Raw genomic sequence first — 25,727 nt, forward strand, 5'->3', positions numbered from 1 at the left:
ATCCGCCTAACATGGCGGCAAGAAACGGCGCAGGTATGGTTTCCGAAACTGGGAGACTTCTCAAGGCTGCGCTTCAGGGATGGTGGAATGATCGCGCCATGAGCCTTGGCGCATCGATCGCGTTCTTCACCGTCTTCTCCCTGGCACCCATGCTGCTCGCAGCCATTGCCGTCGCGGGCCTCGCCTTCGGGAGGGACGCGGCGCAGGGAGCCATTGTTGCCGAACTCGGCGGCTTGATCGGCACAAAGGAAGCGTCCACCCTGCAAGACATGATTGCCAGCGCCAGCAATGTGGGATCGGGCATCGTCGGCACGACAATCGGCATCGTTACTTTCCTGCTTCTTGTCACAGGCGCAGTCATCGAGCTTCAGGACAACCTGAACATCATCTGGAAAGCGAAGCCGCCGGAGAGTTCCGGCATCATCAATTTCCTTCGAACTCGGCTGATCGGCTTCACCCTGGTCTTAGGGATCGGCTTCCTGCTCCTCGTCTCGCTGATCATCGATGCGGGTCTCTCCGCCGTCAGCGACTATATCGAACCCAGCTTTTCCGGTGCGACCGTGATCCTGCGTTTCCTCAATAGTCTGGTTGCCTTCGTGATCGCCGTTCTGCTGTTCGCCATGATCTTCAAGCTTCTGCCGAATGTAGATATTACGTGGAGCGATGTCTGGACCGGCTCTCTGGTGACCGCCCTCCTCTTCACGCTCGGCAAATTCATGATCGGGTACTATCTCGGCAAGAGCGCCATTGCCTCAACCTATGGCGCAGCGGCATCCGTTATCACGATCCTGCTTTGGATCTATTATTCATCCTTGATCCTGCTGTTCGGCGCGGAGTTCACGAAAGCCTATGCCGAGAGCCGTGGAAGCCAGAGAAGCGCGAAAGCCCACAGCCCATAAGGAACGAGCCGGCTGAGCCGGCTCGCCTTCATCCTAAGCTGTACTTTTATTCTGCTTTATTCCGCGGCCTGACGGGTTGCGGGTGTCGTCGGCACATTGCGCATTCCGCCCAGAACCTCCTCAGCTGAGGCTTTGTAGTTCTTCACGGAACTCGTCCACTGGCCCCAGACGGTCGGGTCGATCTTGTCGCCATTCTTGCCGAGATTCTGCAGGCGGCGCTTCTCATCGTCCGTCAGAATTTGCTTGGACAGCGGCGGCAGGTTTCGTACCTCATCCGCCGTGATGCCGATCATCTCGCCGACCCGTTTCCCGTAGTCGTCGTGGACCATGAACAAGTGCCAGACCATGCGCTCCTGAACGTCGCGCTCGCACTGCCCCAACAGCGTACCCAAATTCTGAACGAGATCGTCTCGCTCCCAATCCATCATGGTGCAATAGCGCCCACGCGCATGAATATAGTCGTTGCGGCGCTCGATGACGCTACGGGTCAGACGTCCACGGATTTCAGGCGGGTTGTTCGGCTCCTCATGAGGCGACTCGTGCAATCCGTCATGCATCGAGGGCTCGTAATTCACGTGCGGATTCTGCCCCGGCGCGAGATCGCGCCGGTACGACATCTGCCCGCCGTTCAGGTTTGTTGCAACCTTGGCATTCTTCGCCTGGTTCACGGGCAGTTGGAGATAATTGGTGCCGACGCGATAGCGCTGGGTATCCGAGTAGGAGAAAGTTCTACCGACCAGCATCTTGTCATCCGAGAAGTCGAGACCATCCACCAGCACGCCCGTGCCCATGGCGATCTGCTCATTCTCGTTGAAATGATCCTGAACGTTGCGGTTCAGCGTCATCACGCCAATATGGCGTAGCGGAAAATCCTTCTCCGGCCAGATCTTGGTGTCATCAAGCGGATCCCAATCGAGTTCCGGATGATCGTGGTCCTCCATGATCTGGACGTACAGATCCCATTGCGGGTACTCACCCCGCTCGATGGCCTCGAAGAGGTCCTTGGACGCGGAGCCGAGATCCTGCCCCTGCACCTTGGCGGCTTCCTCGGCTGTCAGGCTAGCCAGGCCACACCGCGGGTGAAAATGATATTTCACCAGCACCGTATCGCCTTGAGCGTTGACCATCTTGTAGGTGTTGACGCCGAATCCTTCCATGTGCCGGTAGCTTGCCGGGATGCCGCGCGGGCTGAACAGATGAGTCAGCATATGCATCGATTCCGGCGTCTGACTCATAAAGTCGAAGATGCGGTTCGGCTCCTGGCGGAACGTGACCGGGTCAGGCTTGAGGGAATGAATCACATCCGGAAACTTGATGGCGTCGCGGATGAAGAAAACGGCCAAGTTGTTGCCGACGAGATCCCAGTTACCGTCTTCCGTGTAGAATTTCACGGCAAATCCGCGCGGATCGCGCGCCACTTCCGAGGAATCGCGCCCGCCGATCACGGTCGAGAAGCGGATGGCGAGCGGCGTTTTCTTGCCGGCGGCTTGGAACAGCTTGGCGCGGGTATATTTGGCGGCAGGCTCGTCGCCGATCTTGCCGGTCGCTTCGAACTCGCCGAAGCATGCAAAGCCGCGCGCATGAACCACCCGCTCGGGAATCCGCTCGCGGTCGAAATGGGTGATTTTTTCGAGAAACTGATAGTTCTCCAATGTCGCCGGGCCGCGCGCACCGACCGTACGCTGCGATTGATTATTGGCGATAGGGTGGCCCTGCCGGTTCGTCAGAACCTGATCCGAAGCTTCGGATGCCGGCGACTTACCGGATTTTGAATCTTTGGAGTTGTTAGCCATCTGGTGCTCCCTTTCCGATGCGAACGATCCCTGACTCCGAGCCGACACTCAGCGCCACAGCTGGTTCGCAGCTTCATGCGAAAGGATACCTGATGCAGGAGATTGGAAAGGAAATAGGGAGAGCGATGCGCAACAACCTCTCTATCAATCGAAAATACGTTCGCCTTGCTCGTCGATGATCTGCCTGCCTTTGACGATGGCAAATGCTGCTGCATCATCCTTGCTCGCATGCGTCTCAGCGCGCACGAAATGATGCTCTTTGACGCCAGTCTCGAAATCCTTTTCGATGGTGCCGGCCGTCTGATACTGCCCCTTGGAAGGATAAGGGTTCGGACGGATGCGGAAGCCCTTATACTCGATGGCCTCCGCAGCGGTTTTCCCGCTATCGCCACGCTCTCCCTGCCCTGTGAGGCGGGTCCAAAGATTGCCGAGAAACGACACCATGGCGCACCTGAATAAAGTTATGATTCGCTGAAGCCCAGCATATCCCTGGTCCCGCTCGTAGGGTCAACCCTGTTGCGTTTGATCACAAGTCTCTGATCTTCAGCAGAAAACCCGACGGCATGTCTTGACGTCCCCGCGCTTCCCGTAAACCCTGACAGTCTTGATCATGCGCAGGGGCCTCCCATGAAGCATCCTCTGTTCGTCCTCTCTTTGTCCGGCGCATTGCTGACCGGTGGCATCGCATATGCTCACCATGGCTGGGGCAGCTACGACCCCTCCAAGCAGATCTCCATCAGCAGCGCTATTCAGAAGTCCGACTGGCAAAATCCTCACGTGATGATCGCCGTCATGTATGACAACAAGAGCTGGGAGGCGGTTCTGGCACCCCCTTTCCGCATGAGCGCGCGCGGGCTTGAACCCGACATGCTCAAGCCCGGCACGCAGGTTACCGTTGAGGGCTACCCGTCTACCCGCGTCGGGAACGAGATGAGAGCGGAACGCATCATCGTCGGCGGCAAGTCTTTCGAGTTGCGTTGAGGCCATGTATCTCGACATGCTCGCCGCTTTGGAAGCATCCTGGCTGGGGCATGTCGGCCGCCATTCAGCGTGGCTCTATACCACCGCCAATCTTCTTCATGTGCTCGGAGCGGCCTTCGTCGTCGGCGGCATCGCGGTCTTCGATCTGAAGGTTCTGGCCGAGCACGGAAAGAACGCGCAGCAAGTGAGCCGCTATGCCATTCCGCTTGCGGCCACAGGGCTGGCGCTGCAAATTCCAACAGGAATTCTTTTGCTCGCAGTCGAAGCACGGGCACTCGGCATCAATCCGGCCTTTTATGCGAAGTTGGTTTTCATCGCCGTTGGGCTCATCAACGTCGTCCTGTTTCATGCCCGCTTCAATGGTGCGCTGCGTGCGGGCAGGCTGCCTCCCGAAGCAAGGGCTTATGCTTTTGTGTCCTTGATCGCCTGGATCGCTGCCCTCTTGGCTGGACGAATGATCGCCTATCTGTAGGCTTCTACTCTTCTCACGGCACAGGCAGTTCTGACAGGATGTGGCATGCGCGTCTGGCTAGCGCCTCTCTGCGGTTTCTTGGCTGTCTGCGGAACTTCTTGGGCTGCCCCCGGCGGTTCCAGCGAGACGGTTGAGCAGGCGCTGTGCCGTCTCATTGAAGGGGCGGCTGAACAGCGGAATATTCCGCGCGATTTTCTCACGAAGCTCATCTGGCAGGAAAGCTCCTTTCGTCCAGGCGCGGTCAGCCCGGCGGGCGCACAGGGCGTAGCGCAGTTCATGCCTGGAACCGCGCAGGAGCGCGGACTTGCCGACCCGTTCGACCCGGAGCAGGCCATTCCGAAAGCAGCCGAGCTGATCGCCGATCTGTCCGTGCGCTTCGGCAATCTGGGCCTTGCCGCAGCAGCCTATAACGGTGGCCCGGCGCGCGTGTCGTCATGGCTGGAGGGGCGCGGGAGCTTGCCGTTTGAGACGCGGAACTATGTCGCTGTGATTACAGGGCGAGAGGTCGAGGAATGGGCAGACGAATTGAAAAAGTCCGCGGATCAACCGAAGCAAGATGAAGCAAAGGCTAAACCGGACAGCTGCCATCAGATCGTGGCAAGCCTGCGGCATCCAGGAGGGGGCGATGTGATCGAAGCTCCATTCGCGCCTTGGGGCGTCCAATTGTCCGGCAATTTCTCAAAGGCCCAGGCCCTCTCCTCGTACAGACGAGCCAGCATGGCCTATGCATCCGTATTGAAGGATTTGCACCCCATGATTATCGGAACGAGACTGCGCTATCGCGGGACACGAACCTTCTATCGGGTCCGAGCACCTGCGGACACCCGTCAAGATGCAGAAGTGCTCTGCCGCAAGATCCGCTCCTTCGGCGGAAGCTGCATCGTTCTGCCGAGTTGATCGAAAAAGGCCCGGATCGCTCAATCCGGGCCTCTCATCTCTTATCGCCGCTGCGGTCTGAGGGAACGTGCGAGTTCCCGGATCACGTTGTCCTCGATGCTGAGATTGAGATCATTGTTCTCGTCCTCGGCAATCTCGACATCCGTCGATACTGGCGGCGTCGGCTGTGACGACGGGCGGGTCTGCGCAGCAGATTTTGTTCTCTCATTTTTTGCCACCGGCGCGGCACCGCTTTGGACGAGTTCGGCATCGGCACCGCCTCTCGTCTGCTGCGGCGCATAGGCTCGTCCGGTGCTGTAACGGTTCTCGAGCGTGTCGAGGAGACTGTTGAGCGCTGCGTTCGTGAGCGGAACCTCCGGCACCTGCGGCGGGCCGTTAAGCGCAATCGCGCGGTTCTGATAGCCGGAATCCGATGTCACATCGGCGCCGAACCAGGAGAGAGGGCGAAAGTCCCGGGCCTCTTCCTCACTCTCGAAGGATACTGAAACCATGTCGAGTGGGCCTGGGGTGACGAAGCGCGCGAGCTGCACATCGCGCGTGCCGACTGTCAGGTGGGTCAGCAGATAATCGATCTTTCCCGGCGTCACATCGAGCAGCGCTTCCGCATGAGCGCGCGGCACTTCGGTCCTCTCCTCAACCGGCCCATTAGGGCCTCCATGCAAAAGAACGAGGCTGCCCTTGTCTCCGTCAACAATGACGAAGGAGCTCCGGTCGGCTTGGTTCGGAAAATGACCTTCGGCGATGCGGTTGCCGCCTCTTTCCTTCCTGATCAAACGCGCAAGAGACGAGGCAATAAGATAACGTCTGTAAGCAACCATTTTGAGCTCTCTGATACAATGCGCGAAAATTCTTGCTGCCCTTAGAACTCAGGACGTCAATATTCAACAGAATGAAGTTTCAACTCATACCGAGCATGCTGAACAAGCATATCTCGACATGGAACGACATTCCGGCTTGACGCTAACAAAACCTCTTCAGGGCAACCACTTTGTGGTCACTTATGATGGCTTTCGGAAGGCAAACTTCAATGGAATACCCAGGAAGCTTTCTGGGATTTTCAAACGGGGTTAATTCGTTGGGCGGGTGATCGCCAAAATGCATGGAATGGGAGTTGATGTCGGTTGAGGCGCACACATTGCACATGTGCGCCTCATCAATCTTAGCGAGCTTTCAATAAGCCGCGCCCGGCAAGATTTTTCATGAATGCACCAAGACCGAAGGTCCATGGCTCGCAATCCGAGCTCGGTTTCATGCGGTTCACGAGCTTTCCGAGTTTTGGCGCAGCGATCGTGACAATATCGCCAGTCTTGTGGGTAAATCCCATACCGGCTTCGTCTCGATCCTTCGTCGGCGCGAACATGGTACCGAGGAACAAGGCAAACCCATCTGGGTACTGATGGTGCGGGCCGAGCGTCTGCGCAACTAGGTCTTCGGGATCGCGGCTGATCTTGGTGATCGATGAGGAGCCTTCGAGGCTAAAACCGTCTTCACCCTCCACAGTCAATGTAACGGTAGTGCTGCGAACATCATCCAGCGAAAAGCTCTCGTCGAAGAAGCGCACGAACGGGCCCAATGCGCAGGAGGCATTGTTATCCTTGGCCTTTGAGAGCAGGAGCGCGGAACGGCCTTCGAAATCGCGCAAGTTCACATCGTTGCCGAGGCTCGCTCCCACGATCCTGCCATCAGCGGTTACGATGATCACCACCTCCGGCTCGGGGTTGTTCCAGGTGGATTTGGGGTGAAGGCCCGCATCCATGAAAGCACCAACAGCCGATAAGGTCGGCGCCTTGGTGAAAACCTCCGCGTCTGGTCCGATGCCGACCTCAAGATACTGGCTCCATGCCCCCTGTGCGACGAGCACATTCTTCAAAGCCATGGCCTCCGACGATCCCGGCTTCAAGCGGCTGAGATCGTCACCGACGAGACGCAGGACTTCCGCACGGATGGCGGCGGCAGCGCTTGCATCACCACGTGCCCGCTCCTCGATGACACGCTCCAGCATGGACACGGCGAATGTGACGCCTGCCGCCTTGACCACCTGCAGATCGATGGGTGCAAGAAGCCAGGGCCTGGAAGGATCGCGATTGTCGGACGGCGTGTTGGCCACCAACTCATCGAGCGCGGCAACTCTTTCGCCACGCGCCGCCTTCAATGCCTGTGCCGGGTTCTCCGTTGCGGATAATTCGCTCATGGTGGCGTAGGCAGCGGAGATATCGAATACGCCTTCTTCTCGGATGGCCACCACACAAGGCCCGATGCTTGGGCGCCAGATGCGTCCGGCGAGGGCTCCTCCATAGCCGTCAGCAGGCAGGATCTCGGCAGCATTCAGTGAGGACAGGCGTTTCACGGGCAAGCACTCCCTTTAGGCTCATAAAGGGCCTCTCGCCCTTCTTGGGCGTCAATATAGCGAGCTTGGCGCTGGAGCCCAGCAGCAAAAAGGCGAACGTCATTCAGCATGACAGATGACCGGAACAAAGGCCGTTTGTGCTCCGTTCCGAACCGGAGCCTTTTCATCCTGGAGGAAGCCCAGACATGTCCGACACGCCCAATCCAACACCGCCGCAGCCTGACGTGCCGAACCCGGCACCCCAGCCCGTTCACCCAGACCCCGGCCCTGCCGGCCTTCCGGAGCCCGGTGAACCCTTGGGCGTTCCACCGGCAACGCCTAGCGAAGCCCCCAGCCCGAGCGAGCCTTCCGGTATTCCTCCATCCGGTCCCCAAGAAATCCCGACTGGACCATTAGGCTCTTAACCGCGGCAGCGAGATATGCTTTCTGCAGGCCATGACACAGGAGCCCCTGCCCATGGACAACGGAAAGCCCTCTAACGCGGCCCACCTCGCCGCCCCCTCCTACCGCTTGGCCGCCATGGACCAGGACTTCCTGCTCGGCGATTCCATGCGGGGCGTCCGTTTTCAGCTGGAATATGCCAAGGCTGAGGAGAAACTCCGACTCTGGGGCGTGCGGTCCACCATCGTCGTGTTCGGAAGCGCTCGCGTTCGCGAGAACGGCCCGGGGCGTCATGCCTTCTGGTATGAAGAAGCGCGTTCTTTCGGGGCCATTGCCTCGAAACACGGCGGCGCCTTGACCGCCACGAGCGGCCTTCGGGACAACGTGATTGCCACCGGTGGAGGACCGGGCATCATGGAAGCCGCCAATCGCGGAGCTTTCGACGTGGGCGCGCCGTCCATCGGCTTCAACATCACTCTGCCGCACGAGCAGGAACCCAATTCCTACTCGACACCCGATCTCACCTTCCGCTTTCACTACTTCGCCATGCGCAAGATGCATCTGGCGATGCGCGCCAATGCGCTCGTGGTCTTCCCGGGCGGGTTCGGCACTCTGGACGAGTTGTTCGAAATGCTGACTCTTCGCCAGACCGGCAAAGCCCCGCCGCTGCCGATCATCCTGTTCGACAAGGAATATTGGCAATCCGTGATCAAGTTCGATGCGCTGCTCGAACATGGTATGGTCAGCGAGCACGACCGCAAGCTCGTTCACTTCGCGGAAACGGCGGAGGAAACCTGGGCCACGCTTGTCGAGAATGGACTTGTCGTGCCTGCCGAGTGAATTGACAATGGAAAGCCCTTCATATGTAATATGCCGCATGGGGATCGCGATCTCCCCACGAGGCGACATGCCCAAGCATCGCATCCGCTCTAGCTTCTTACGGATGCATCATGTCGTCATTCAACACCATCTCCATTGAGAAACTTGCCCGGCTCATTGGCACTCCCAAGTGCCCCATTCTCATTGACGTCTCCACGGAGGAGGACTTCGCCGCCAATCCGTGCATCGTGCCAGGCACCATACGGCGCCCGTATGAAACAGCGTCAGACTGGGCGTCTGAATTCACCGGCCGGTCCGTCATCACAATTTGTCAAAAGGGCCTCAAGCTCAGTCAGGGCGCGGCAGCCTGGCTTCGGCATGCAGGAGCCGCCGCAGACGCTCTTGAAGGTGGTATTCTCGCTTGGTCGCAGGCAGGATTACCTCTTATTCCAAAAGCAAAGTTGCCGCCGCGCGATTCACAAGGCCGTACTCTTTGGGTGACACGCTCGCGCCCCAAGATAGATCGCATTGCCTGTCCCTGGTTGATCCGTCGCTTTGTCGATCCTAGTGCCGTGTTCCTGTTCGTTTCTCCATCGGAAGTCAAAGCCGTTAGTGAGCGCTTCAATGCAACACCCTTCGATATTGAAGGTGAGGACGTATTCTGGAGTCACCGTGGAGAGCTCTGTACCTTTGACGTGATGATCGAGGAACTCGGCCTGAAAACCGAACCTCTACAGCGACTTGCCACGATTGTTAGAGGTGCCGATACGGCACGCCTTGACCTCGCTCCTGAGGCACCAGGCTTACTTGCCGTATCGCTTGGTCTTTCACGCATGTTTGCTGACGACCTCGCTCAACTTGAGGCAGGTCTCTTGTTGTATGATGCTTTCTATCGTTGGTGCCGAGATGCAACGGAGGAGACGCATAACTGGCCTTCTCAAAAAGCAGGACCTTGAGATGAGCACGATGCTGGAAAGCCCCGATACAATTCGGAGAGAGCGTCATCACGGTGTCTCCTTGAGAGAAGCGTTCTTCGTATGGCTCCGTGTTGCCGCCCTGAGCTTCGGCGGCCCCGCGGGTCAGATTGCGGTGATGCACCGCATTCTCGTCGAGGAGAAACGCTGGATCTCCGAAGAGCGCTTTCTGCATGCTTTGAACTATTGCATGCTCCTGCCCGGACCTGAGGCGCAGCAGCTTGCAACCTATATCGGGTGGCTCTTGCACCGCACCATGGGCGGCCTCATGGCTGGCGGATTATTTATCCTGCCCGGCATCGTCGCGATCATGGGGCTCAGTTGGATCTATGCGCTCTACGGCAACATCGGCTTCGTCGCGGCTCTGTTCTTCGGATTGAAAGCAGCCGTTCTTGCCATCGTTCTGGAAGCCGTGGTCCGCATAGGTCGGCGCGCATTGAAGAATGCGGTGATGACCGGCATTGCGGCGGCCGCTTTCGTGGCGATCTTCTTTCTCGGGATTCCGTTTCCAGCCATCATCTTCGCAGCAGCTTTCATTGGCTTTATTGGCGCAAGAGCTGGCATGCCTCAGTTCGCCATGGCGGGCAGCGACTCCAAGGCCAGCGAGCAATCCGGCGACCTGCTTGGAAACGAACTACCCTCGCATGCCCATCCCAGGCGCGGGCGAAGCCTGCGTGTCGCATGCGTATGGCTGGTTCTGTGGCTTACGCCTGTTCTTGCGCTTGTGATCACGCTCGGTGCAGGCAACGTATTCTCGCAGATCGCGCTGTTCTTCTCCAAGATGGCCATGGTCACGTTCGGCGGCGCTTATGCGGTGCTGGCTTATGTGGCGCAGCAGGCGGTCGAGACCTACGGCTGGCTGAAGCCTGGCGAGATGCTGGATGGGCTCGGCATGGCCGAGACCACTCCTGGACCACTGATCATGGTGCTGCAATTCGTGGGCTTCATGGCGGCGTTCCGCGATCCGGGCATGCTTCACCCTCTTGCTGCCGGAACGTTGGGCGGCCTCCTCGCCACCTGGGTGACCTTCGCTCCATGCTTCCTGTGGATCTTTCTCGGCGCGCCTTATATCGAAGTGCTGCGCGGCAACAGGGCATTGAGCGGCGCGCTCTCTGCCATCACGGCAGCCGTTGTCGGCGTTATCCTCAATCTGGCGATCTGGTTCAGCATCCACACGATCTTTCGTGAGGTTCATGCGGTCACCTGGGGGCCGGTCAACGTGAGCGCTCCGGTCTGGGGAAGCGTCAATCTCTGGGCGCTTCTTCTGTCAGCGGCAGCTATCGTCGCGATGTTCCGATTCAAGCTCGGTATGCTGGCTACACTGACCGCGACATCCGCAGCGGGAATTGTCCTGTACGCCAGTGGAATGCTCTCCTGATCGAGAGGCTCGGAAAGGAGAGAGGCAAAGGCTTGCCTCTCTCCTTTATTTTCAGGTCACCGAAGAAATCTGCCCGCCGTCGACGCGAAGGATAGAGCCCGTCATGAACGAAGCTTTCTCGCTGGCGAGAAACACGGCGGCGGCGGCGAATTCCTCGATCTCGCCATAGCGGCCAGCCGGAATGCCGGCGCGCGCAGCCGCTGCCACATCTTCGACGGAGCGTCCTGTGCGCTCGGCATTGGCGGCATCGAGCTGCTTCAACCGATCCGTCGCGATGCGGCCCGGCGCGATGGCGTTCACGGTCACGCCGGAGGATGCCACTTCGCTGGCAAGCGTCTTGCCCCAGCCGACAAGCGCGGGGCGGATCGCGTTCGATATGGCGAGATTCGGAATCGGCTGGATCACGCCCGAGGAGATCACGGATATGATGCGGCCGAACTTGCGCTCAATCATGCCGGGCAGAAGCTGGTCCGCAATGCGCACCAAATTGACGAACATGGCATCGAAGGACTGACGCCATTGATCGGACGCTACGCCTTGGGCCTTGCCGGGCGGCGGGCCGCCGCTGTTGAGCACGAGAATGTCGACCCCGCCGAACGCCGCCGTCACATCCTTGGCGAGCGCGTCGACCTGATCCACCTTGCCGGTATCGCAGATGAAGGGCAGCACATTGCGGCCGATCCTGTCGGCGGCAGCCTTCGAGCCTTCCATGGTGCGGCTTGCAATGGCGACGCGTGCGCCCTCTTCCGCGAGCCCCTGCGCGATCCCGAAGCCCAGTCCCTTGCTCGCGCCGAGAACCAGCGCACGCTTTCCTTCCAATCCTGTCTTCATCCTGTCAGGCTCCTTTATTCCGAACGCTCGATGCGTTGCATCAGCCAGTCGATATCCGAGATGGTTTCCGGGCTCAGCTTAGGCCCGGGCTTGCGCAGCGTGTCATGAGCAATGATGCCGCGCTTCTTCAGCACGTATTTGCGAACGGCCAATCCCACGCCCGGCTGCGTCTCATAGCGCACCAGCGGCAGGTGGCGATCGAACAGATCATGCGCTTCCTTGCGCTTGCCCTGATTGATGAGATTGACGACACCCACCAGCATCTCAGGATAGGCATAGCCCGTCATCGCACCGTCGGCCCCGCGCTCCATCTCGAACGGAAGGAACAGGCCCCCATTGCCGCAGAGAATGGAAACGCGGCGCACCTCGCCCTTGTCGCTCGCACGACGCAGGGTCGTGATCTTGTCGAGACCTGGCCAATCCTCGTGCTTAAGCATGACGCAGGATGGATTCTGCTCGATGATGCGCATGATCACCTTGGGTGTCATGACCACATTCGTCGTGAGCGGATAATCCTGGATGACGAAAGGTACATCCGTTCCGATAGCCTCGACCGCATCGGCATAATAGGTGACGATTTGATCGTCTGTCTTGAGCGTCGAGGGCGGTGCGATCATCACACCTGCCGCACCTGCATCCATCGCCTTTGCGGAGAGCGCCGACATGGCGGCAAAGCCTGCAGCCGAGACGCCCACGATCACCGGAACGCGCCCTGCCACCGCCTTCATGACCTGGCGAACGAAAGCCTGCGACTCGTCGGCTGTCAGCTTAGGTGCCTCGCCCATGATACCGAGGATCGTCAATCCCGTTGCACCGGCTTTGAGATAGGCCTCGACCATCCGGTCTGTGGAGGCCATATCGAGCCGCCCGTCACTCTCGAAAGGCGTGGGGCAGATGACATAGACGCCGGCGGCAGAACTCGTGAGCAAGGCTTCCTCCCTGTCTGGATATAAGGCCCTTTCCTTACACGCCCTCAGGGGGCTTCTCCAAGGGCAATCCGGCATGGGAGCTTGGCAGGCATTTAGCTCCATGCGATAGATGTGAAATGTTGTTTCGAGACCTCAACCTCTCTCAGCGTAGCTCTGCCAAGCTCTGGCCTTTCACCGCACGGTTCATCGCCGCCGAAGAAGGACTTGCTCGCTCCGTCGAGACCAAGGGCCCGTGGGTTTCTGGTCTCTATGAGTTTCTGCGCTTTGGCATCAAGCAGGGGTGGGCATGCCTGTTCGGCGGCCTCATGGTCGCGCTCTTGATCGCCACCAAGCTCTGGTATCCGGCAAGTGCTTCCCTTGAGCGCTACGATTTCCTGTTTATCGCAGCCATCCTGATTCAGGGGGGCCTGATCGTCACGCGCCTGGAAACCCTGGAAGAAGCAAAAGTGATCCTGCTCTTCCATGTGGTCGGCACTCTCATGGAGATCTTCAAGACTTCCGTCGGCTCATGGGCCTATCCTGAGGCCAGCCTGTTCCGGATCGGAGGAGCGCCGCTGTTTGCGGGCTTCATGTATGCGGCCGTGGGCAGTTATCTCGCCCGCGTATGGCGGCTCTTCGATTTCCGCTTCACACACCACCCGCCCGTTTGGGCCGCGATTCTCCTATCGGTCGGCATCTACGTCAATTTCTTCACGCACCATTACACCACGGATTTCCGTCTCGTGCTGTTTTGCTTCACCGCACTACTGTTCGGACGCACGAATGTTTATTTCAAAGTGTGGCGCGTTCATCGCCGGATGCCTCTGCTCCTCGGCTTCCTGCTCGTGTCGCTGTTCATCTGGTTCGCGGAGAATATCGGCACCATCACGGGGGCATGGCTTTATCCGCATCAGCTGAAGGGATGGTCGATGGTGCCCTTCACCAAACTCGGCGCATGGTTCCTTTTGATGATCATTTCCTATGTGATGATCGCAGCCCTCAACCGGCCGCAACCCTTCACGATTGAGAAGAAAGCGCAGCCTGCCTCACAGCCAGAGCCCGCGCGCGTCTGAAAACCTTGTCTCCCGCAGCAGCCAGAAAAATCCCGGCTGCGTAGGCGACGATGTTCCAGACTGAGAAGATTCGTCCGAGAAGCAGTTGACCCGCGAGAGTTCGACGGAACGCATCGAGCTCAGGTGTTTGATAAAAGCGGAAGAATTCGGACAGGATCGCCAGGATCAACGCAATCAAGATAATTGTGCGAACACGGCTGAATGGGATGCAGAACGCAACCATCGCATAGACCATCGCGCCCCAGATTGTAGATCCGCCATATTTGACGGCGAAGTAAGGCAAACCAAGCGGCACCAGTCGCCATATACTGCCAGTCATGATAGCGGCAAGAGCGGCAGCGCCATAAAACAGGCGTTCCTTCAAGCTCTCAACGATTTTCAGTCGGCGGATCATTCGTCATGCCGGGCTTTTGAAACAACGTCATGGTTAAAGCATGATCGCCCGGCATGACCAATGGGTTGGAGCTTTCAGTCAACAGATAGGATCCACTTACTTGTGACCGCCTTTCTTGCCGCCGCCATCCTGCTTGTTGACAGTGGCCCAGGCGCGCCGCTCGGCTTCTTTCTCGGAAACGCCACGGTTCTCGTAACCTTCCTCGATATGCTCGGCCTTGCGCTTTTGTTTGTCGGTATAAGACGACTTGTCACCGCGAGCCATGCTTCTCTCCTTGGTTTATAACCGCAAGCGTTTCCGGCTCATCAAGAGCCGGAAACGCTCCGCCGTTTCAACCAGAAGCCTGACGGGAGGGTTCCGGGGTGCGCCCGTCAGCCGCTGTTGCGCAGGCCCGCCGCGATGCCGTTGATGGAGAGATGGATGCCCTGCACCACCTGCTCGTCCGCATCGCCCGAACGGTGACGCTTCAAAAGCTCGATCTGCAAATGGTTCAGCGGATCGAGATAGGGGAAACGGTTGCGGATGGAGCGCGCGAGAAGTGGATTTTTGTCGAGCAGCGTCTCCTGCTTCATGATTGAAAGCAGGATCTTGATGGTATCCTCCCACTCGTGCCGCACGCGGGGGAAGATCGCTTCGCGCAAGGCTTCATCCTCCACCAGCTTGGAATAGCGCGATGCGATGGCGATGTTGCTCTTGGCGAGCACCATGTCCATGTTCGACAACAAAGCCTGGAAGAACGGCCACTCGCGATACATTTCCTGCAACAGCGCAAGTCCGTTGTCCGGGCGCCTTTCCAGAAACGCCCTGACGGCGGAGCCGAAACCATACCAGCCTGGTAGCATGAGGCGGCATTGAGCCCAACCGAACACCCATGGGATCGCACGCAGGTCCTCAATGCGGCGCGAATTCGTGCGCGAGGCCGGGCGGCTGCCGATGTTGAGATTGGCGATCTCGCCGATCACCGTCGATTCCCAGAAATAACGCTCGAAGCCTTCGGTCTCGTAGACGAGGGCGCGATAGGCCTGGTAGGCGCTCTCTGAGAGCTCCTCCATTGCTTTGAGATACTCATCTCGCGGCGCGGATTGTTCCGAATGCAGAAGGGACGCTTCCAAGGTGGCCGCTGCCAGGATTTCGAGATTGCGCCGCCCCAGATCCGGATTCGAATACTTGCCTGCGATGACCTCACCCTGCTCGGTGATGCGGATCGCGCCCTGCACGGCCCCCTCAGGCTGCGCGAGAATGGCCTGATAGCTCGGCCCGCCGCCACGACCGACGGAGCCGCCGCGACCATGGAAAAGGCGAAGCGCAACGCCATGGTGCTTGAACACGTCGACGAGCTCAGTCTCCGCCTTGTAGAGTTCCCAGCCGGAGGTGAGATAGCCGCCATCCTTGTTGCTGTCGGAATAGCCGAGCATCACCTCCTGCGCTTGTCCACGACTGCGCAAGAGGCGCATGTAGTCGGATTGCGTGAAGAGATCGTCCATGACGCGGCTGCAGTTGCGCAGATCGGCGATGGTCTCGAAAAGCGGGATGATGTTGACCGCCATTTCGCCTTCGCGCGGCCGCAGGAGTCCTGCTTCCTTCAGGAGTAGAGCAACCTCGAGAATATCGGAAGGATCACTTGCCTTGGAGATCACGTAATTCGGCACTGCCGCCTGCCCGTAGCGCCCATGCGCTGCGGCCGCCTCATGCACAATGGCAAGTTCCTTCGCCGTCTCCTCGGAATATTCCAGGTAAGGTGAGGTTAAAAGGCGCGGCGTCCTGAGTTCTTCCAGCAGAAGCTCGACGCGCCGCTCTTCGGAAAGCGTCTCGTAAGCCGTGCCTGGAGCAGCCTTCTCGAACAATTCCGCCACCACACGCTCATGCACGTCGGAATTCTGGCGCAGATCGAGGCTCGCGAGATGGAAGCCGAATACATCGACCGCACGGCGCAGGCGGCGCAGGCGCCCACGTGCGAGAGCAGCCGAGCCGTTGGTGACGAGAGAGCGATGCAGAATGGAAAGGTCGCCCAGGAGTTCCTCGACGCTGGCATAGGCCGGCGCCTCGCCCACGGCATGGCGAGCCACATCGTCGTGGCCGAAGCTCGCGGCTGTCGCTGCGAGGCGCGCATACATGCCTGTGATAGCGCGGCGGTAAGGCTCGCTCTGCCGGTGCGGAGAAGCATCGGGCGACGCCTTCGCCAATTCATGAACCTGCTCGGACGCATTCACATAGCGTTCGTCGAGAGAAAGCTCGCCGCCCAGGCAATGCAGCTCTTCCAGATAGAAGCCGAGCGCATGCCTGCTTTGCAGAAGCAACGCCTGCCTGAGCGCATCCGCCGTCACGAACGGATTGCCGTCGCGGTCTCCGCCGATCCAGCTTCCCATGCGCAGGAAAGAGGGAATTTCCACGCTCTGCCAGACCGGATCCGTGGCTGCGAGTTGATCCTCCAGAGAGGCATAGACGCGGGGCAATTCCTTGAAGAAGGTGTAGTCGTAATAGGACAGGCCGTTCACGACCTCGTCGATCACCTTCAGGCGGTTGCGGCGCAGGATGCTCGTCTGCCACAGGGTGAGAATGGCGCGGCGGATGGCCTCCTCCGAGGCTGCCCCCTCTTCCGGCGTCAGCTGATGACGATCACGCTGCGCCAGAACTTGAGAGATTTCCATCTCGCGGTCGATCGTGCTCTTGCGGCGCACTTCGGTCGGATGCGCCGTCAGCACCGGAGACACCAGGGCGGAGGCGAAGAAGGCCTGCAGCGCCTCTTGGCTGATGCCCGCCTCGTGTGCGAGCTTCAAGGCCCGCGCAAGCGTGCCTTCACGGGGTTCGGGTGCCGTCATCGCGTGCGCGCCCGCCATGGCATGGGCGCGGGATCGCCGCACATGGTGCTGGTCTTCCGCGATATTCGCCAGATGCGAGAAGTAGCTATAAGCGCGGATGATCTGATTGCTGCGCCCACGGGAAAGGCTGTTCAGGATCGTCTCAAGTTCCTTGCGGGCCGCCGCGTCCTCATCCCGGTGAAACCGGATCGAGGTTTGGCGGATGCGCTCTACGATCTCGAAAACCGCCTCACCTTCCTGTTCCCTAATCGTATCGCCAAGAAGCCGGCCCAATAGACGGATGTCGTCACGGAGCGGGAAGTCCTTTTCCGGCGTGATGTCTGGGTTGATAAGGGACATGGAGGGCTCCCGGTTCAGGCTTTATGCTGCACCGCGAAATAAAGCCCCTCCCTCCCCCGATCACAAGGATAATTTTATTTCCCAACAACCCTACTGCCCTAGACGGCCCAGCGTTCGGGATCCTCGGTCTGGCCGATCAGCGCCAGACCATAGGCAATGGACTCGAATTGATCGGCCGATGTCAGCTTTTCCTCACCGAAACGCTCCACAAAGAGGTTTCGGATGGCGGGAACGAAGGATGTGCCGCCCGTCAGGAAGACTTTGTCGATCTCTGTGGACGGCACCCTGGATTTGACCAGCGCCTCATCGACTGTCGCCGCGATGCGGCGCACATCCTCCGCAATCCAGTCTTCGAAATCAGCGCGCTTGATAAGCGCCTTGATGTCGACGCTCTCGCCTTTAAACCGGAATTCCGTCTCCTCCTGGCTCGACAGCGCCACTTTGGCAGAGGATACCGCGCGATAGAGCGCAAAGCCCAGATCGTATTCGATGATGTCGATGAACTTTTCCAAGGGCTCCGGCTCGAGCGCCACTTTGGCAAGCTCACGGAGCTCCTTCAGATCGCCGCTGCTCTTCATCATGGCGAGCTGGTTCCAGCGCGCGAAATTGGCGTAATAATGATTGGGAATCGACAGGGTCTTGCCCATGGAGCGGTATGAGCCGCCCTTGCCGAGCCGGGGCGAAACGACCTGATCGACGATACGGTAGTCGAAGGCATCTCCCGCAATGCCGATGCCCGAATGCCCCAACGGTTCTGCGCGGAGAACGCCGCTCTTGCGCGAAAAGCGCATGACGGAAAAGTCGCTGGTGCCGCCGCCGAAATCCGCCACCAGCACCGTGGAATCACGGTTGAGCTGGCGCGCATAGAAGAAGGCCGCACCGACAGGCTCATAGACGTAGCGGGCGTGATCGGCACCAAGCGCTCCGAACGCTGCGCGATAACGCTGCATGGCCAGATCTTCGTCCGGGTTGTACCCGGCAAATTGCACCGGCCTTCCGATCACGACATTGGGAACGCCCCAATTGAGCTGCGATCCGCCATGACGCACAAGGGTGCGCAGGAAGGAGCTCAGAAGATCCTCGAAGCGATAGCGATCGCGGAAGATGCGGGTCTCCTGAAATGTCGCGCTCGCGGCGAAGGTCTTGAAGGACTGGATGAAACGGTGAGGATCCAGGCCTTCGAGAAACTGCTCGATGGCCCATGGTCCGCCTTCGACCTGCGTACGCAGGCCATTGCCATGGCGCTCATCCCAGAAGCAGAGGGCCGTCACGTAGACCTTCAGCTTTTCGCCACCATGGTCAAAGGTCAGCGCCTCCACATTGCCGTGCGAATCGGCAACCGCCACCACCGTATTGCTGGTTCCGAAATCGATACCGATAGAAAGATCATTGGAAACTGACATGGCGGACCCGGCAAGGAGCGGTTCAAGGGCCGCACGGTCTATACGTCTAAGCCCCGAGAGCCAAGCGGTTTTTCAGGAAGCACCCCCTTCATCCTTCCCAAGGGGCAGTGCGACCCTGGGGCTGGGGATAGGGCGTTGACCCGGAGGGCTCCCACCCCGTAGAAGCCGCACCTTACCTTAATATCGGAGAGGTTCATGCTATCCATCGGTCAGCGCATCGCGAGCGAACTGAATGTGCAGGAATGGCAGGTCAAGGCAGCCGTCGATCTGCTCGATGGTGGTTCGACCGTGCCCTTCATCGCGCGCTACCGCAAGGAAGTCACCGGGACTCTTGACGACTCGCAACTCCGCACCCTGGAGGAGCGCCTGCGCTACTTGCGTGAAATGGAGGATCGCCGCAAAACGATCCTCGACAGCATCCGCGAGCAGGGCAAGCTCACCGATGAGCTGGCGCTCCAGATCAACACGGCCGATACCAAGGCGCGCCTCGAAGATCTTTACCTCCCCTACAAGCCCAAGCGCCGCACCAAGGCGCAGATCGCCAAGGAAGCGGGCCTTGAGCCGCTCGCAGACCTCATCCTCACCGAGCCGCAGCGCGATCCGAAAGCGGAAGCCGCTGCTTTCGTGAATACGGAAAAGGAAGTCGCAACACCTGAAGCAGCTCTTGAAGGCGCGCGCGCCATTCTCGTGGAGCGCTTTGCGGAAAACGCGGAATTGCTGGGTGCCCTGCGCGAGATCTACTGGGAGCGCGGCAGCGTTACTTCGAAAGTGCGCGACGGCAAGCAGACGGATGGCGCGAAATTCGCCGATTACTTCGACTTCGCCGAGCCTCTCACCAAGCTCCCCTCCCACCGCATTCTCGCGCTCTTCCGCGGCGAGAAGGAGGAGGTCCTCGATCTGCGCATGGAAGAGGACAAGGATGCGGTGGAGCCCGGTTATGTGAGCCGCTATGAGGGCCGCACAGCCCTTGCTTTCGGTATCACCGACCAAGGCCGTCCCGGCGACAAGTGGCTTCTGGAAACGGTGCGCTGGGCATGGCGCACGAAGCTGCGCTTCTCCATCGAACTCGACATGAAGATGAAGCTCTGGCAGCTCGCCGAGGATGAAGCGGTCAAGGTTTTTGCAGGCAACCTGCGCGATCTTCTGCTCGCGGCGCCCGCCGGCACGCGCCCGACGCTCGGCCTCGATCCGGGCTATCGCACGGGCGTGAAGGTGGCCGTGGTTGACGCCACTGGCAAGGTGGTCGCGACGGACACGATCTATCCCCATGAGCCGAAGCGCCAATGGGATGAATCCTTGGCGACGATCGCGCGTCTGTGCCGCGTTCACAAGGTTGAGCTCATCGCCATCGGCAACGGCACCGCCTCTCGCGAGACCGACAAGCTCGCAGGCGAATTGGTGACGAAGCATCCAGACTTGAAGCTCACCAAGATCATGGTGTCGGAGGCAGGCGCGTCCGTTTACTCCGCCTCCGCCTACGCAAGTCAGGAATTGCCGGACCTCGATGTGTCCTTGCGTGGAGCGGTTTCCATCGCGCGGCGCCTGCAGGATCCGCTGGCGGAGCTCGTCAAGATCGATCCTAAATCCATCGGCGTCGGCCAGTACCAGCACGATCTCGCGGAGTACAAGCTCTCGCGCTCGCTCGATGCCGTGGTGGAAGACTGCGTGAACGCGGTCGGCGTCGATCTCAACACAGCCTCCGCGCCGCTTCTGTCGCGCGTGTCGGGTCTTGGCGAGTGGGTGGCGAAGAACATCGTCGAGCACCGAAACGCCAAAGGCCCGTTCAAGACGCGTAAAGCACTCGGCGACGTGCCGGGCCTTGGACCGAAAACCTTCGAGCAGGCAGCAGGCTTCCTGCGCATCCCGAACGGCGATGACCCGCTCGATACCTCGGGTGTTCACCCGGAAGCCTATCCGGTCGTACGCCGCATCATTGAAGCGACGAAGAGCGACATCAAGGTTCTCATCGGCAATGGCGGCGTGCTGAAGAAGCTCAACCCGCAGAACTTTACGGATGAGAAATTCGGCGTGCCGACTGTGAAGGACATTCTGTCCGAGCTGGAAAAGCCGGGCCGCGATCCGCGCCCCGAGTTCAAGACAGCGACCTTCATGGAAGGCGTTGAGAAGATCAGCGATCTTAAACCCGGCATGATGTTGGAAGGCGTAGTGACGAACGTGGCCGCTTTCGGCGCCTTCGTCGACATCGGCGTGCATCAGGACGGTCTCGTGCACATCTCAGCGCTCTCCGAGACTTTCGTGAAGGACCCGCGCGATGTGGTGAAGCCCGGCGACATCGTGAAGGTGAAGGTGCTGGAAGTCGACATTCCGCGCAAACGCATTTCGCTGACCATGCGCATGAGCGATCCCGCAGAGAAGCGTCCGGCCGGTCGTTCGGACGAAAACCGCGGCGCGCTCCAGAAGCATCGTTCTCAGAATGAGAAGCGATCTTCCGCTCCCACAGCCTCGAATGACTCAGGCGGAGCCATGGCGGAGGCTCTGCGCCGGGCAGGGTTGGCGAAAGACAAGAACGCGCGGCGCTGACGCGCTATCGCAAGGCCAGTAATCGCTCAAGCTCGCGTGAGAGCATCACGCGAGCTTTTCGTTGGCGCGGTAATAATCGACGGTCTCCGCTTCAGGCAGTGGGAAGCTCACCGTGCAGACGAGGCCGGTCGGGCGATAATCGAGATCCACCGTGCCTCCAAGCTCGCGGCTCAAGCCGCGCTCGATGAGGCGGGATCCGAAACCTTTATGAGTTGGAGCTTGCGTCAGCGGCCCACCATGCTCGGACCATTTGAGCACGAGACGCGGCGCATCCTCGACGCGGATCAGTGTCCACTCAATGAGCACCTCGCCAGTCTCGGACGAGAATGCTCCATACTTTGCGGCATTGGTTGAAAGCTCGTGGAGGGCCATGGCGAGCGGCAGGGCAATTCTCGGCGGAAGCTGAATCGGCTCACCGGAAACCTTAAAGCGCTCGATATTGTCTCTGGCGTAAGGAGCCATCGCTTCCTGAACGATGTCTTGAAGATTCGCGCCTTCCCAGTTCTCGCGCGTCAGAACGTCATGCGTCTTGGAAAGCGCGAACAAACGCGCCTCGAAGGCCGCGCGTCCGGCATTGGGATCACCGATCCTGAAGCTGTGAGCCGCAACGGACTGCACGGTCGCCAACGTATTCTTGACCCGGTGGTTGAGCTCGTTGATCAGCAGGCGCTGACGCGCGTCCGAGCGGGCTCGCTCAACGGCGGCCCATGTACGTTCGGCGACATCCCGGCAAAGCTCGATCTCGCTTTCGGTCCATAGCCGTTTGGTCGTGTTGTGAACGTAGAGCGCCGCGCTCAGGCGCCCTTCCTTCACCAGGGAGACGACGATGGTTCCGAGATTCTGGAGCGCGATGAAAACATCCGTATTGTCCCGGAGACGGGGATCGGACAGCGCATCGTTGATCACCAGAGTCCGCCCGGCCCGCATCTCGTCGCAGACGAACGGTCCGAAGGGCGTGAGAGGATGGCGGCCCACCATGTAGGGCATACCCTCCACACGCCAATCGACAAGCGTCGTCAGCATCATCGTGTCGTGCTCGATCTCGCCATAGCCGAGGCGAGTCACGCCCAGATGCTTGCCGAGAGCCTCGGACACCGTCATCAGGATATCGTCTGGACGGACGAGATCGCGGATCTGGTCGCTGAGGTTGAGGATGAAACGCTCACGGACTTCGTTTTCCTTGCTCGGCGTGATGTCGAGATTGACGATCACCGTCCGCAAGGGCTTGCCCATCTTGCCCGCCAGGGACTGGCCGCGCATCTGAAGCCATCGCACCGAGCCGTCGCTCCTCACGATCCGGTACTCCGTCGTTAAGGGCTCCAAGGTGCGCGGCAGTTGCTTGACCTGCCACTCCAGCCGCTCGCGGTCGTCGGGATGGAGAATTCCGATCCAAGCCTTGAAGGGATTGGTCCCGCTCTCATCGGGGTTGAGCCCGGTGAGCAGGAACATCTGCTTTGACCAACTGATCTCACCGGTCGAGTGATCCCAGTCCCAAATGCCGAAGCCCGCGACCTCCTGGGCGATCTGAAGGCGCTCTTCCCCTTCTTGCAGAATTTTCAGGACATTCTCGCGCTCTGCCTCGCGGAGGCTGAGTTTGCTGGCCATGTCATTGAAGGCCGAGCTCAGGTAGCCGATCGGCGTGTTCGGATTCTCGACCTCAACCCGCGTCTGTAGGTTGCCGTGCCGCCATTGATCCACGGCCTGGTAGAAAGACTTGAGGGGACGGCGCACGGAGGCGCGCCCGGCCAGCCAAGCACAGCCGGCCGTGAGGCCGAGTGCAGCTACGGCCGCGAGCACTCGCCAATCCATTATTGGCAGTTCAGCCATCCCTTGAACCTGTCATATCCCCGAAGCCCATGATGGCCTTTGATGCATCAAGCATGCCGCCCAAGCCGATGCTAGCTTTGGGCGCCATGTCCTGCCGGTACGGATTGTCGCACCAACTTGTAAATGAAATCTCATCGCGCCGCTCTCCATCACGCCGCGATCTTGAACCGGGAGAGGGCGAAAGCGGAGACGTCGATCCCGGTTTTCCCGTCGAGCACCCATTGGGCCGCCACCTCGCCAATGGCCGCCGAGTGCTTGAAGCCGTGCCCCGAGCACGGAGACACAACGAGGATGCGATCGCTCTCAGGATGACGGTCGATCAGGAAGTTGGAATCCGAGGTCATCGTATAAAGGCAGGTCGCGGCTCGCAGGGCCTGGCGGCGAAGCCCCTGGACCCGTCCGGAGAGATGCTCCGCACGCATGGCATCGGATTCGGCAGGAGTAACAGCCCGCTCGATCTCATCGGGATGGACGAACGCATCGTATTGCTCGCCTGCGGTCTTGATAGCGTTGGTGCCGCTCAAGGAGGGAAAACCATAGAAGAAATCGTTGGGGCTCGGCCCGTGTGACCAGATGAAGACGGGACTCTTCGACCAATGTTCCGCGTAATCCGGATCAACCTCGAACCAATGCATGACCTGGCGACTGGGAGTTAAAAGCCGCTTGAACGGTTCTCCAAGAAGCGATGGCGCCCAGGCTCCCGCGGAGACGATGACCTGCCCGGCTAAGAGTTCTCCACGATCCGTGATGATTCGAACGCCATTCCCATCGGGGGAGACGGAGAGCACCCGTGTTCCAAGTTCCGCAGCAGCGCCCAAGGCACGGGCGCGCTCGAGCTGGACACCGACACAGCGCTCCGGATTGAGATAGCCGCCGCCCGGCTCGAAATAACCGATCTCATCCTCGCGCGGCGTGAATTGCGGGTAGCGTCGGCGGATCTCCGCCGCATCCAGCATATCATGCGGAATGCCGTAGGCTTTTGCCGCCTGTTTCGTGCGATCCAGAAAGGCCGCGCGAACGACACCGTTGGAAACGGAATTGACCGCTTCCACGATCAGGCACCCGTTCCGGGTCAGAAGCCGCTCGCCGGTCTCAGCCTCAAGCTCCTCCCAAATCTCGTTCGAGCGCAGCGCAAGCGGCACATAAACCGCGCCTTCGCCGATCGCTTGGCGGGTAATGCGGGTCTCGCCGTGGGTCGAACCCTGGTCGTGCGGCGGCGAGAAACGGTCGATCCCGACGGCCTTCACCCCTCGTTTCGCGAGCTGGTAGAGCGCGGCGGCACCCATGGCTCCGAGGCCGATCACGGCAACATCATAAGATCGAGCAACACTCATTCGCGAAACACCCACAACTTTTCCTATTCCAAACAGAATCTTAGCTCTGCCGCAAGGGTAGTGCAGCAGGATGCTGGGATGCTTTTGCCGCTTCCCTTGTGTTGCAAGGGGATCTGCTCTAGAACCGCCTTGTCTCACGGGGAGCCTCTTTCGGGGCTGAGAGGCGGCAAGGCCGCCGACCCGTCGAACCTGATCCGGGTCATGCCGGCGGAGGGAATGAGCATGCGATATCGCAGAGAAAACTGCGCCCCGTGCGAGTTATGCCGCCAACCCGGCTTGCATCATGCATGGGAGCAACCTTGATGTTACGCCGATCTTTTCTCACCCTAGCCTCGTTCTTCCTGGCGACGAGCGCCGCATTCGCACAGGGCAAGCCTGTGCTCACGGTCTACACTTACGGCTCGTTTGCCGGGAAATACGGCCCCGGAAAAACCGTCGAGGAGCGCTTTGAAGCAACCTGTGGCTGTGATCTCAACTGGGTCACCGCAGAAGATGCGGGCAGCCTCGTCGGGCGCCTGCGCCTCGAAGGGACCGACACGAAGGCCGATGTGATTGTGGGCCTCGACATGAACCTCGCGGCCGAAGCCAAGGCGCTCAACGCCTTCGCGCCGCATGGCGTGGCCGTGAAGGACCTGTCGCTTCCGATTGCCTGGAACGACGACACGTTCGTTCCCTTCGATTGGGGGTACTATGCCTTTGTCTATGACGCCAACAAGCTGCCCAACCCGCCAAAGAGCCTGAAGGAGCTCATCGAGAATCCCAACGGTCCGAAGGTGGTTCTGCAGGATCCGCGCACCAGCGCGCCCGGCCTTGGCCTGCTGCTATGGATGCAGAAGGTCTATGGCGACAAGGCGGGCGAGGCCTGGACGCAGCTGAAGCCGCGCATCGTCACCTTCACCAAGGGATGGTCGGAGGCCTATGGCCTGTTCATGAAGGGTGAAGCGGACATGGTGATGTCCTACACCACGTCCCCGGCCTATCACATCGCGGCCGAAAAGAAGGACAACTACAAGGCGGCCGCGTTCTCGGAAGGACACTACCTGCACGTTGAACTTGCCGGCATGACACGCACCACGAAGCAGCCCGAGCTTGCGAAGAAGTTCATGGCTTTCGTGCTCAGCGAGCCTTTCCAGTCAGCCATGCCCGAAGGCAACTGGATGATGCCCGCCAAGGTGCCCGCATCGGGCCTGCCCGCATCGTTCAAGGATCTGGTGCAGCCTCAGAAGGCGTTGCTGTTCACGCCCGAGGAAGTGCAGCAGAACCGTCGCGCCTTCACCGACACCTGGCTCAACGCCGCTTCGCGCTAACCGACAGCGA

General features: G+C 59.7%; 22 protein-coding genes and 1 riboswitch. Of the genes, 10 read left to right on the top strand and 12 right to left on the bottom strand.

The window, feature by feature from the left end:
* Window positions 1-35 precede the first annotated feature (35 nt).
* The gene (locus MHY87_RS11180; RefSeq protein WP_239351779.1) at window positions 36-899 is read left to right on the top strand and encodes a YihY/virulence factor BrkB family protein; all 864 of its coding nucleotides are present in this window, start codon (window positions 36-38) and stop codon (window positions 897-899) included.
* 56 nt (window positions 900-955) lie between these two features.
* Here MHY87_RS11180 and MHY87_RS11185 read toward each other — a convergent pair whose 3' ends face one another.
* Both MHY87_RS11185 and MHY87_RS11190 read right to left on the bottom strand, forming a co-directional pair.
* Complete coding sequence (locus MHY87_RS11185) at window positions 956-2,692, bottom strand: catalase (protein WP_304611120.1); 1,737 nt, start codon at window positions 2,690-2,692, stop codon at window positions 956-958.
* A gap of 144 nt (window positions 2,693-2,836) precedes the next feature.
* The gene (locus MHY87_RS11190; RefSeq protein ID WP_239351780.1) at window positions 2,837-3,136 is read right to left on the bottom strand and encodes an HlyU family transcriptional regulator; all 300 of its coding nucleotides are present in this window, start codon (window positions 3,134-3,136) and stop codon (window positions 2,837-2,839) included.
* Window positions 3,137-3,319: 183 nt separating this feature from the next.
* Between MHY87_RS11190 and MHY87_RS11195 the strand changes: the two genes are divergently transcribed.
* Genes MHY87_RS11195 through MHY87_RS11205 form a run of 3 tightly spaced genes read left to right on the top strand, consistent with a single transcriptional unit; the run spans window position 3,320 to window position 5,042 of the window.
* On the top strand, window positions 3,320-3,673 hold the full coding sequence (locus MHY87_RS11195; protein ID WP_239351782.1) for a DUF6152 family protein: 354 nt from the start codon (window positions 3,320-3,322) through the stop codon (window positions 3,671-3,673).
* A gap of 4 nt (window positions 3,674-3,677) precedes the next feature.
* The gene (locus MHY87_RS11200) at window positions 3,678-4,145 is read left to right on the top strand and encodes a DUF6644 family protein (protein WP_239351784.1); all 468 of its coding nucleotides are present in this window, start codon (window positions 3,678-3,680) and stop codon (window positions 4,143-4,145) included.
* A gap of 45 nt (window positions 4,146-4,190) precedes the next feature.
* Window positions 4,191-5,042, top strand: coding sequence for a lytic transglycosylase domain-containing protein (locus MHY87_RS11205; RefSeq protein ID WP_239351786.1), 852 nt, complete (start codon window positions 4,191-4,193; stop codon window positions 5,040-5,042).
* Between the two features lie 41 nt (window positions 5,043-5,083).
* Here MHY87_RS11205 and MHY87_RS11210 read toward each other — a convergent pair whose 3' ends face one another.
* Together MHY87_RS11210 and MHY87_RS11215 are read right to left on the bottom strand one after the other, a co-directional pair.
* Window positions 5,084-5,662 (bottom strand): hypothetical protein, encoded by a 579-nt coding sequence (locus tag MHY87_RS11210; RefSeq protein WP_239351788.1) that lies wholly within the window; start codon window positions 5,660-5,662, stop codon window positions 5,084-5,086.
* A 539-nt stretch (window positions 5,663-6,201) separates the two neighbouring features.
* A complete protein-coding gene (locus MHY87_RS11215; RefSeq protein ID WP_239352263.1) occupies window positions 6,202-7,380 on the bottom strand; it encodes a fumarylacetoacetate hydrolase family protein in 1,179 nt (392 codons plus the stop codon).
* A 465-nt stretch (window positions 7,381-7,845) separates the two neighbouring features.
* On the opposite strand from MHY87_RS11215, the gene MHY87_RS11220 reads away from it, so the two are divergent.
* The 3 genes from MHY87_RS11220 (at window position 7,846) to chrA (ending at window position 10,941) form a co-directional block, all read left to right on the top strand.
* The gene (locus MHY87_RS11220) at window positions 7,846-8,610 is read left to right on the top strand and encodes a TIGR00730 family Rossman fold protein (protein WP_239351790.1); all 765 of its coding nucleotides are present in this window, start codon (window positions 7,846-7,848) and stop codon (window positions 8,608-8,610) included.
* Between the two features lie 110 nt (window positions 8,611-8,720).
* On the top strand, window positions 8,721-9,545 hold the full coding sequence (locus MHY87_RS11225; RefSeq protein ID WP_239351792.1) for a sulfurtransferase/chromate resistance protein: 825 nt from the start codon (window positions 8,721-8,723) through the stop codon (window positions 9,543-9,545).
* A gap of 1 nt (window position 9,546) precedes the next feature.
* Window positions 9,547-10,941 (top strand): chromate efflux transporter, encoded by a 1,395-nt coding sequence (chrA, locus tag MHY87_RS11230; protein ID WP_239351793.1) that lies wholly within the window; start codon window positions 9,547-9,549, stop codon window positions 10,939-10,941.
* 51 nt (window positions 10,942-10,992) lie between these two features.
* Here the strand turns inward: chrA and MHY87_RS11235 are convergent, their stop codons facing one another.
* Both MHY87_RS11235 and MHY87_RS11240 read right to left on the bottom strand, forming a co-directional pair.
* Window positions 10,993-11,772, bottom strand: coding sequence for an SDR family oxidoreductase (locus tag MHY87_RS11235; protein WP_239351794.1), 780 nt, complete (start codon window positions 11,770-11,772; stop codon window positions 10,993-10,995).
* Window positions 11,773-11,786: 14 nt separating this feature from the next.
* Window positions 11,787-12,701 (bottom strand): dihydrodipicolinate synthase family protein, encoded by a 915-nt coding sequence (locus MHY87_RS11240; RefSeq protein WP_239351795.1) that lies wholly within the window; start codon window positions 12,699-12,701, stop codon window positions 11,787-11,789.
* 116 nt (window positions 12,702-12,817) lie between these two features.
* Here MHY87_RS11240 and MHY87_RS11245 point away from each other — a divergent pair, with 116 nt between their 5' ends.
* Entirely contained in the window at window positions 12,818-13,753 is a 936-nt protein-coding gene (locus MHY87_RS11245; protein ID WP_239351796.1) for a DUF817 domain-containing protein, read from the top strand.
* Here the strand turns inward: MHY87_RS11245 and MHY87_RS11250 are convergent.
* The 4 genes from MHY87_RS11250 to MHY87_RS11265 form a co-directional block, all read right to left on the bottom strand.
* A complete protein-coding gene (locus MHY87_RS11250) occupies window positions 13,698-14,147 on the bottom strand; it encodes a DUF2809 domain-containing protein (RefSeq protein ID WP_239351797.1) in 450 nt (149 codons plus the stop codon). The genes MHY87_RS11245 and MHY87_RS11250 overlap by 56 nt on opposite strands.
* Before the next feature lie 96 nt (window positions 14,148-14,243).
* Window positions 14,244-14,411 (bottom strand): hypothetical protein, encoded by a 168-nt coding sequence (locus MHY87_RS11255; protein WP_239352291.1) that lies wholly within the window; start codon window positions 14,409-14,411, stop codon window positions 14,244-14,246.
* Window positions 14,412-14,518: 107 nt separating this feature from the next.
* Window positions 14,519-17,305 carry a phosphoenolpyruvate carboxylase gene (gene ppc, locus MHY87_RS11260; protein WP_239351798.1) on the bottom strand — a complete coding sequence of 929 codons (2,787 nt, stop codon included), beginning with the start codon at window positions 17,303-17,305 and terminating at the stop codon, window positions 14,519-14,521.
* Window positions 17,306-17,403: 98 nt separating this feature from the next.
* A complete protein-coding gene (locus tag MHY87_RS11265) occupies window positions 17,404-18,708 on the bottom strand; it encodes an Hsp70 family protein (RefSeq protein ID WP_239351799.1) in 1,305 nt (434 codons plus the stop codon).
* A gap of 195 nt (window positions 18,709-18,903) precedes the next feature.
* Between MHY87_RS11265 and MHY87_RS11270 the strand changes: the two genes are divergently transcribed.
* The gene (locus tag MHY87_RS11270) at window positions 18,904-21,249 is read left to right on the top strand and encodes a Tex family protein (protein ID WP_239351800.1); all 2,346 of its coding nucleotides are present in this window, start codon (window positions 18,904-18,906) and stop codon (window positions 21,247-21,249) included.
* Window positions 21,250-21,294: 45 nt separating this feature from the next.
* Here the strand turns inward: MHY87_RS11270 and MHY87_RS11275 are convergent, their stop codons facing one another.
* On the bottom strand, window positions 21,295-23,046 hold the full coding sequence (locus MHY87_RS11275) for an HWE histidine kinase domain-containing protein (RefSeq protein WP_239351801.1): 1,752 nt from the start codon (window positions 23,044-23,046) through the stop codon (window positions 21,295-21,297).
* 179 nt (window positions 23,047-23,225) lie between these two features.
* Window positions 23,226-24,410, bottom strand: a complete 1,185-nt coding sequence (gene solA, locus MHY87_RS11280; RefSeq protein ID WP_239351803.1) for an N-methyl-L-tryptophan oxidase — start codon at window positions 24,408-24,410, stop codon at window positions 23,226-23,228.
* Between the two features lie 127 nt (window positions 24,411-24,537).
* A riboswitch (TPP riboswitch) is annotated at window positions 24,538-24,644 on the top strand.
* A gap of 68 nt (window positions 24,645-24,712) precedes the next feature.
* Between solA and thiB the strand changes: the two genes are divergently transcribed.
* The gene (gene thiB, locus MHY87_RS11285; RefSeq protein WP_239351804.1) at window positions 24,713-25,717 is read left to right on the top strand and encodes a thiamine ABC transporter substrate binding subunit; all 1,005 of its coding nucleotides are present in this window, start codon (window positions 24,713-24,715) and stop codon (window positions 25,715-25,717) included.
* Window positions 25,718-25,727 lie beyond the last annotated feature (10 nt).

It is taken from the genome of Microvirga sp. ACRRW (assembly GCF_022346925.1).
In the GTDB taxonomy this organism is placed as follows: Bacteria; Pseudomonadota; Alphaproteobacteria; order Rhizobiales; family Beijerinckiaceae; genus Microvirga.

Coding starts and splice junctions, on each gene's coding strand:
- solA (WP_239351803.1), bottom strand. CDS start 24,410: ATGAGTGTTGCTCGATCTTATGATGTTGCCGTGATCGGCCTCGGAGCC.
- thiB (WP_239351804.1), top strand. CDS start 24,713: ATGTTACGCCGATCTTTTCTCACCCTAGCCTCGTTCTTCCTGGCGACG.
- MHY87_RS11205 (WP_239351786.1), top strand. CDS start 4,191: ATGCGCGTCTGGCTAGCGCCTCTCTGCGGTTTCTTGGCTGTCTGCGGA.
- MHY87_RS11270 (WP_239351800.1), top strand. CDS start 18,904: ATGCTATCCATCGGTCAGCGCATCGCGAGCGAACTGAATGTGCAGGAA.
- MHY87_RS11200 (WP_239351784.1), top strand. CDS start 3,678: ATGTATCTCGACATGCTCGCCGCTTTGGAAGCATCCTGGCTGGGGCAT.
- MHY87_RS11255 (WP_239352291.1), bottom strand. CDS start 14,411: ATGGCTCGCGGTGACAAGTCGTCTTATACCGACAAACAAAAGCGCAAG.
- chrA (WP_239351793.1), top strand. CDS start 9,547: ATGAGCACGATGCTGGAAAGCCCCGATACAATTCGGAGAGAGCGTCAT.
- MHY87_RS11185 (WP_304611120.1), bottom strand. CDS start 2,692: ATGGCTAACAACTCCAAAGATTCAAAATCCGGTAAGTCGCCGGCATCC.
- MHY87_RS11225 (WP_239351792.1), top strand. CDS start 8,721: ATGTCGTCATTCAACACCATCTCCATTGAGAAACTTGCCCGGCTCATT.
- MHY87_RS11180 (WP_239351779.1), top strand. CDS start 36: ATGGTTTCCGAAACTGGGAGACTTCTCAAGGCTGCGCTTCAGGGATGG.
- MHY87_RS11265 (WP_239351799.1), bottom strand. CDS start 18,708: ATGTCAGTTTCCAATGATCTTTCTATCGGTATCGATTTCGGAACCAGC.
- MHY87_RS11245 (WP_239351796.1), top strand. CDS start 12,818: ATGTTGTTTCGAGACCTCAACCTCTCTCAGCGTAGCTCTGCCAAGCTC.
- MHY87_RS11235 (WP_239351794.1), bottom strand. CDS start 11,772: ATGAAGACAGGATTGGAAGGAAAGCGTGCGCTGGTTCTCGGCGCGAGC.
- MHY87_RS11190 (WP_239351780.1), bottom strand. CDS start 3,136: ATGGTGTCGTTTCTCGGCAATCTTTGGACCCGCCTCACAGGGCAGGGA.
- MHY87_RS11220 (WP_239351790.1), top strand. CDS start 7,846: ATGGACAACGGAAAGCCCTCTAACGCGGCCCACCTCGCCGCCCCCTCC.
- ppc (WP_239351798.1), bottom strand. CDS start 17,305: ATGTCCCTTATCAACCCAGACATCACGCCGGAAAAGGACTTCCCGCTC.
- MHY87_RS11195 (WP_239351782.1), top strand. CDS start 3,320: ATGAAGCATCCTCTGTTCGTCCTCTCTTTGTCCGGCGCATTGCTGACC.
- MHY87_RS11250 (WP_239351797.1), bottom strand. CDS start 14,147: ATGATCCGCCGACTGAAAATCGTTGAGAGCTTGAAGGAACGCCTGTTT.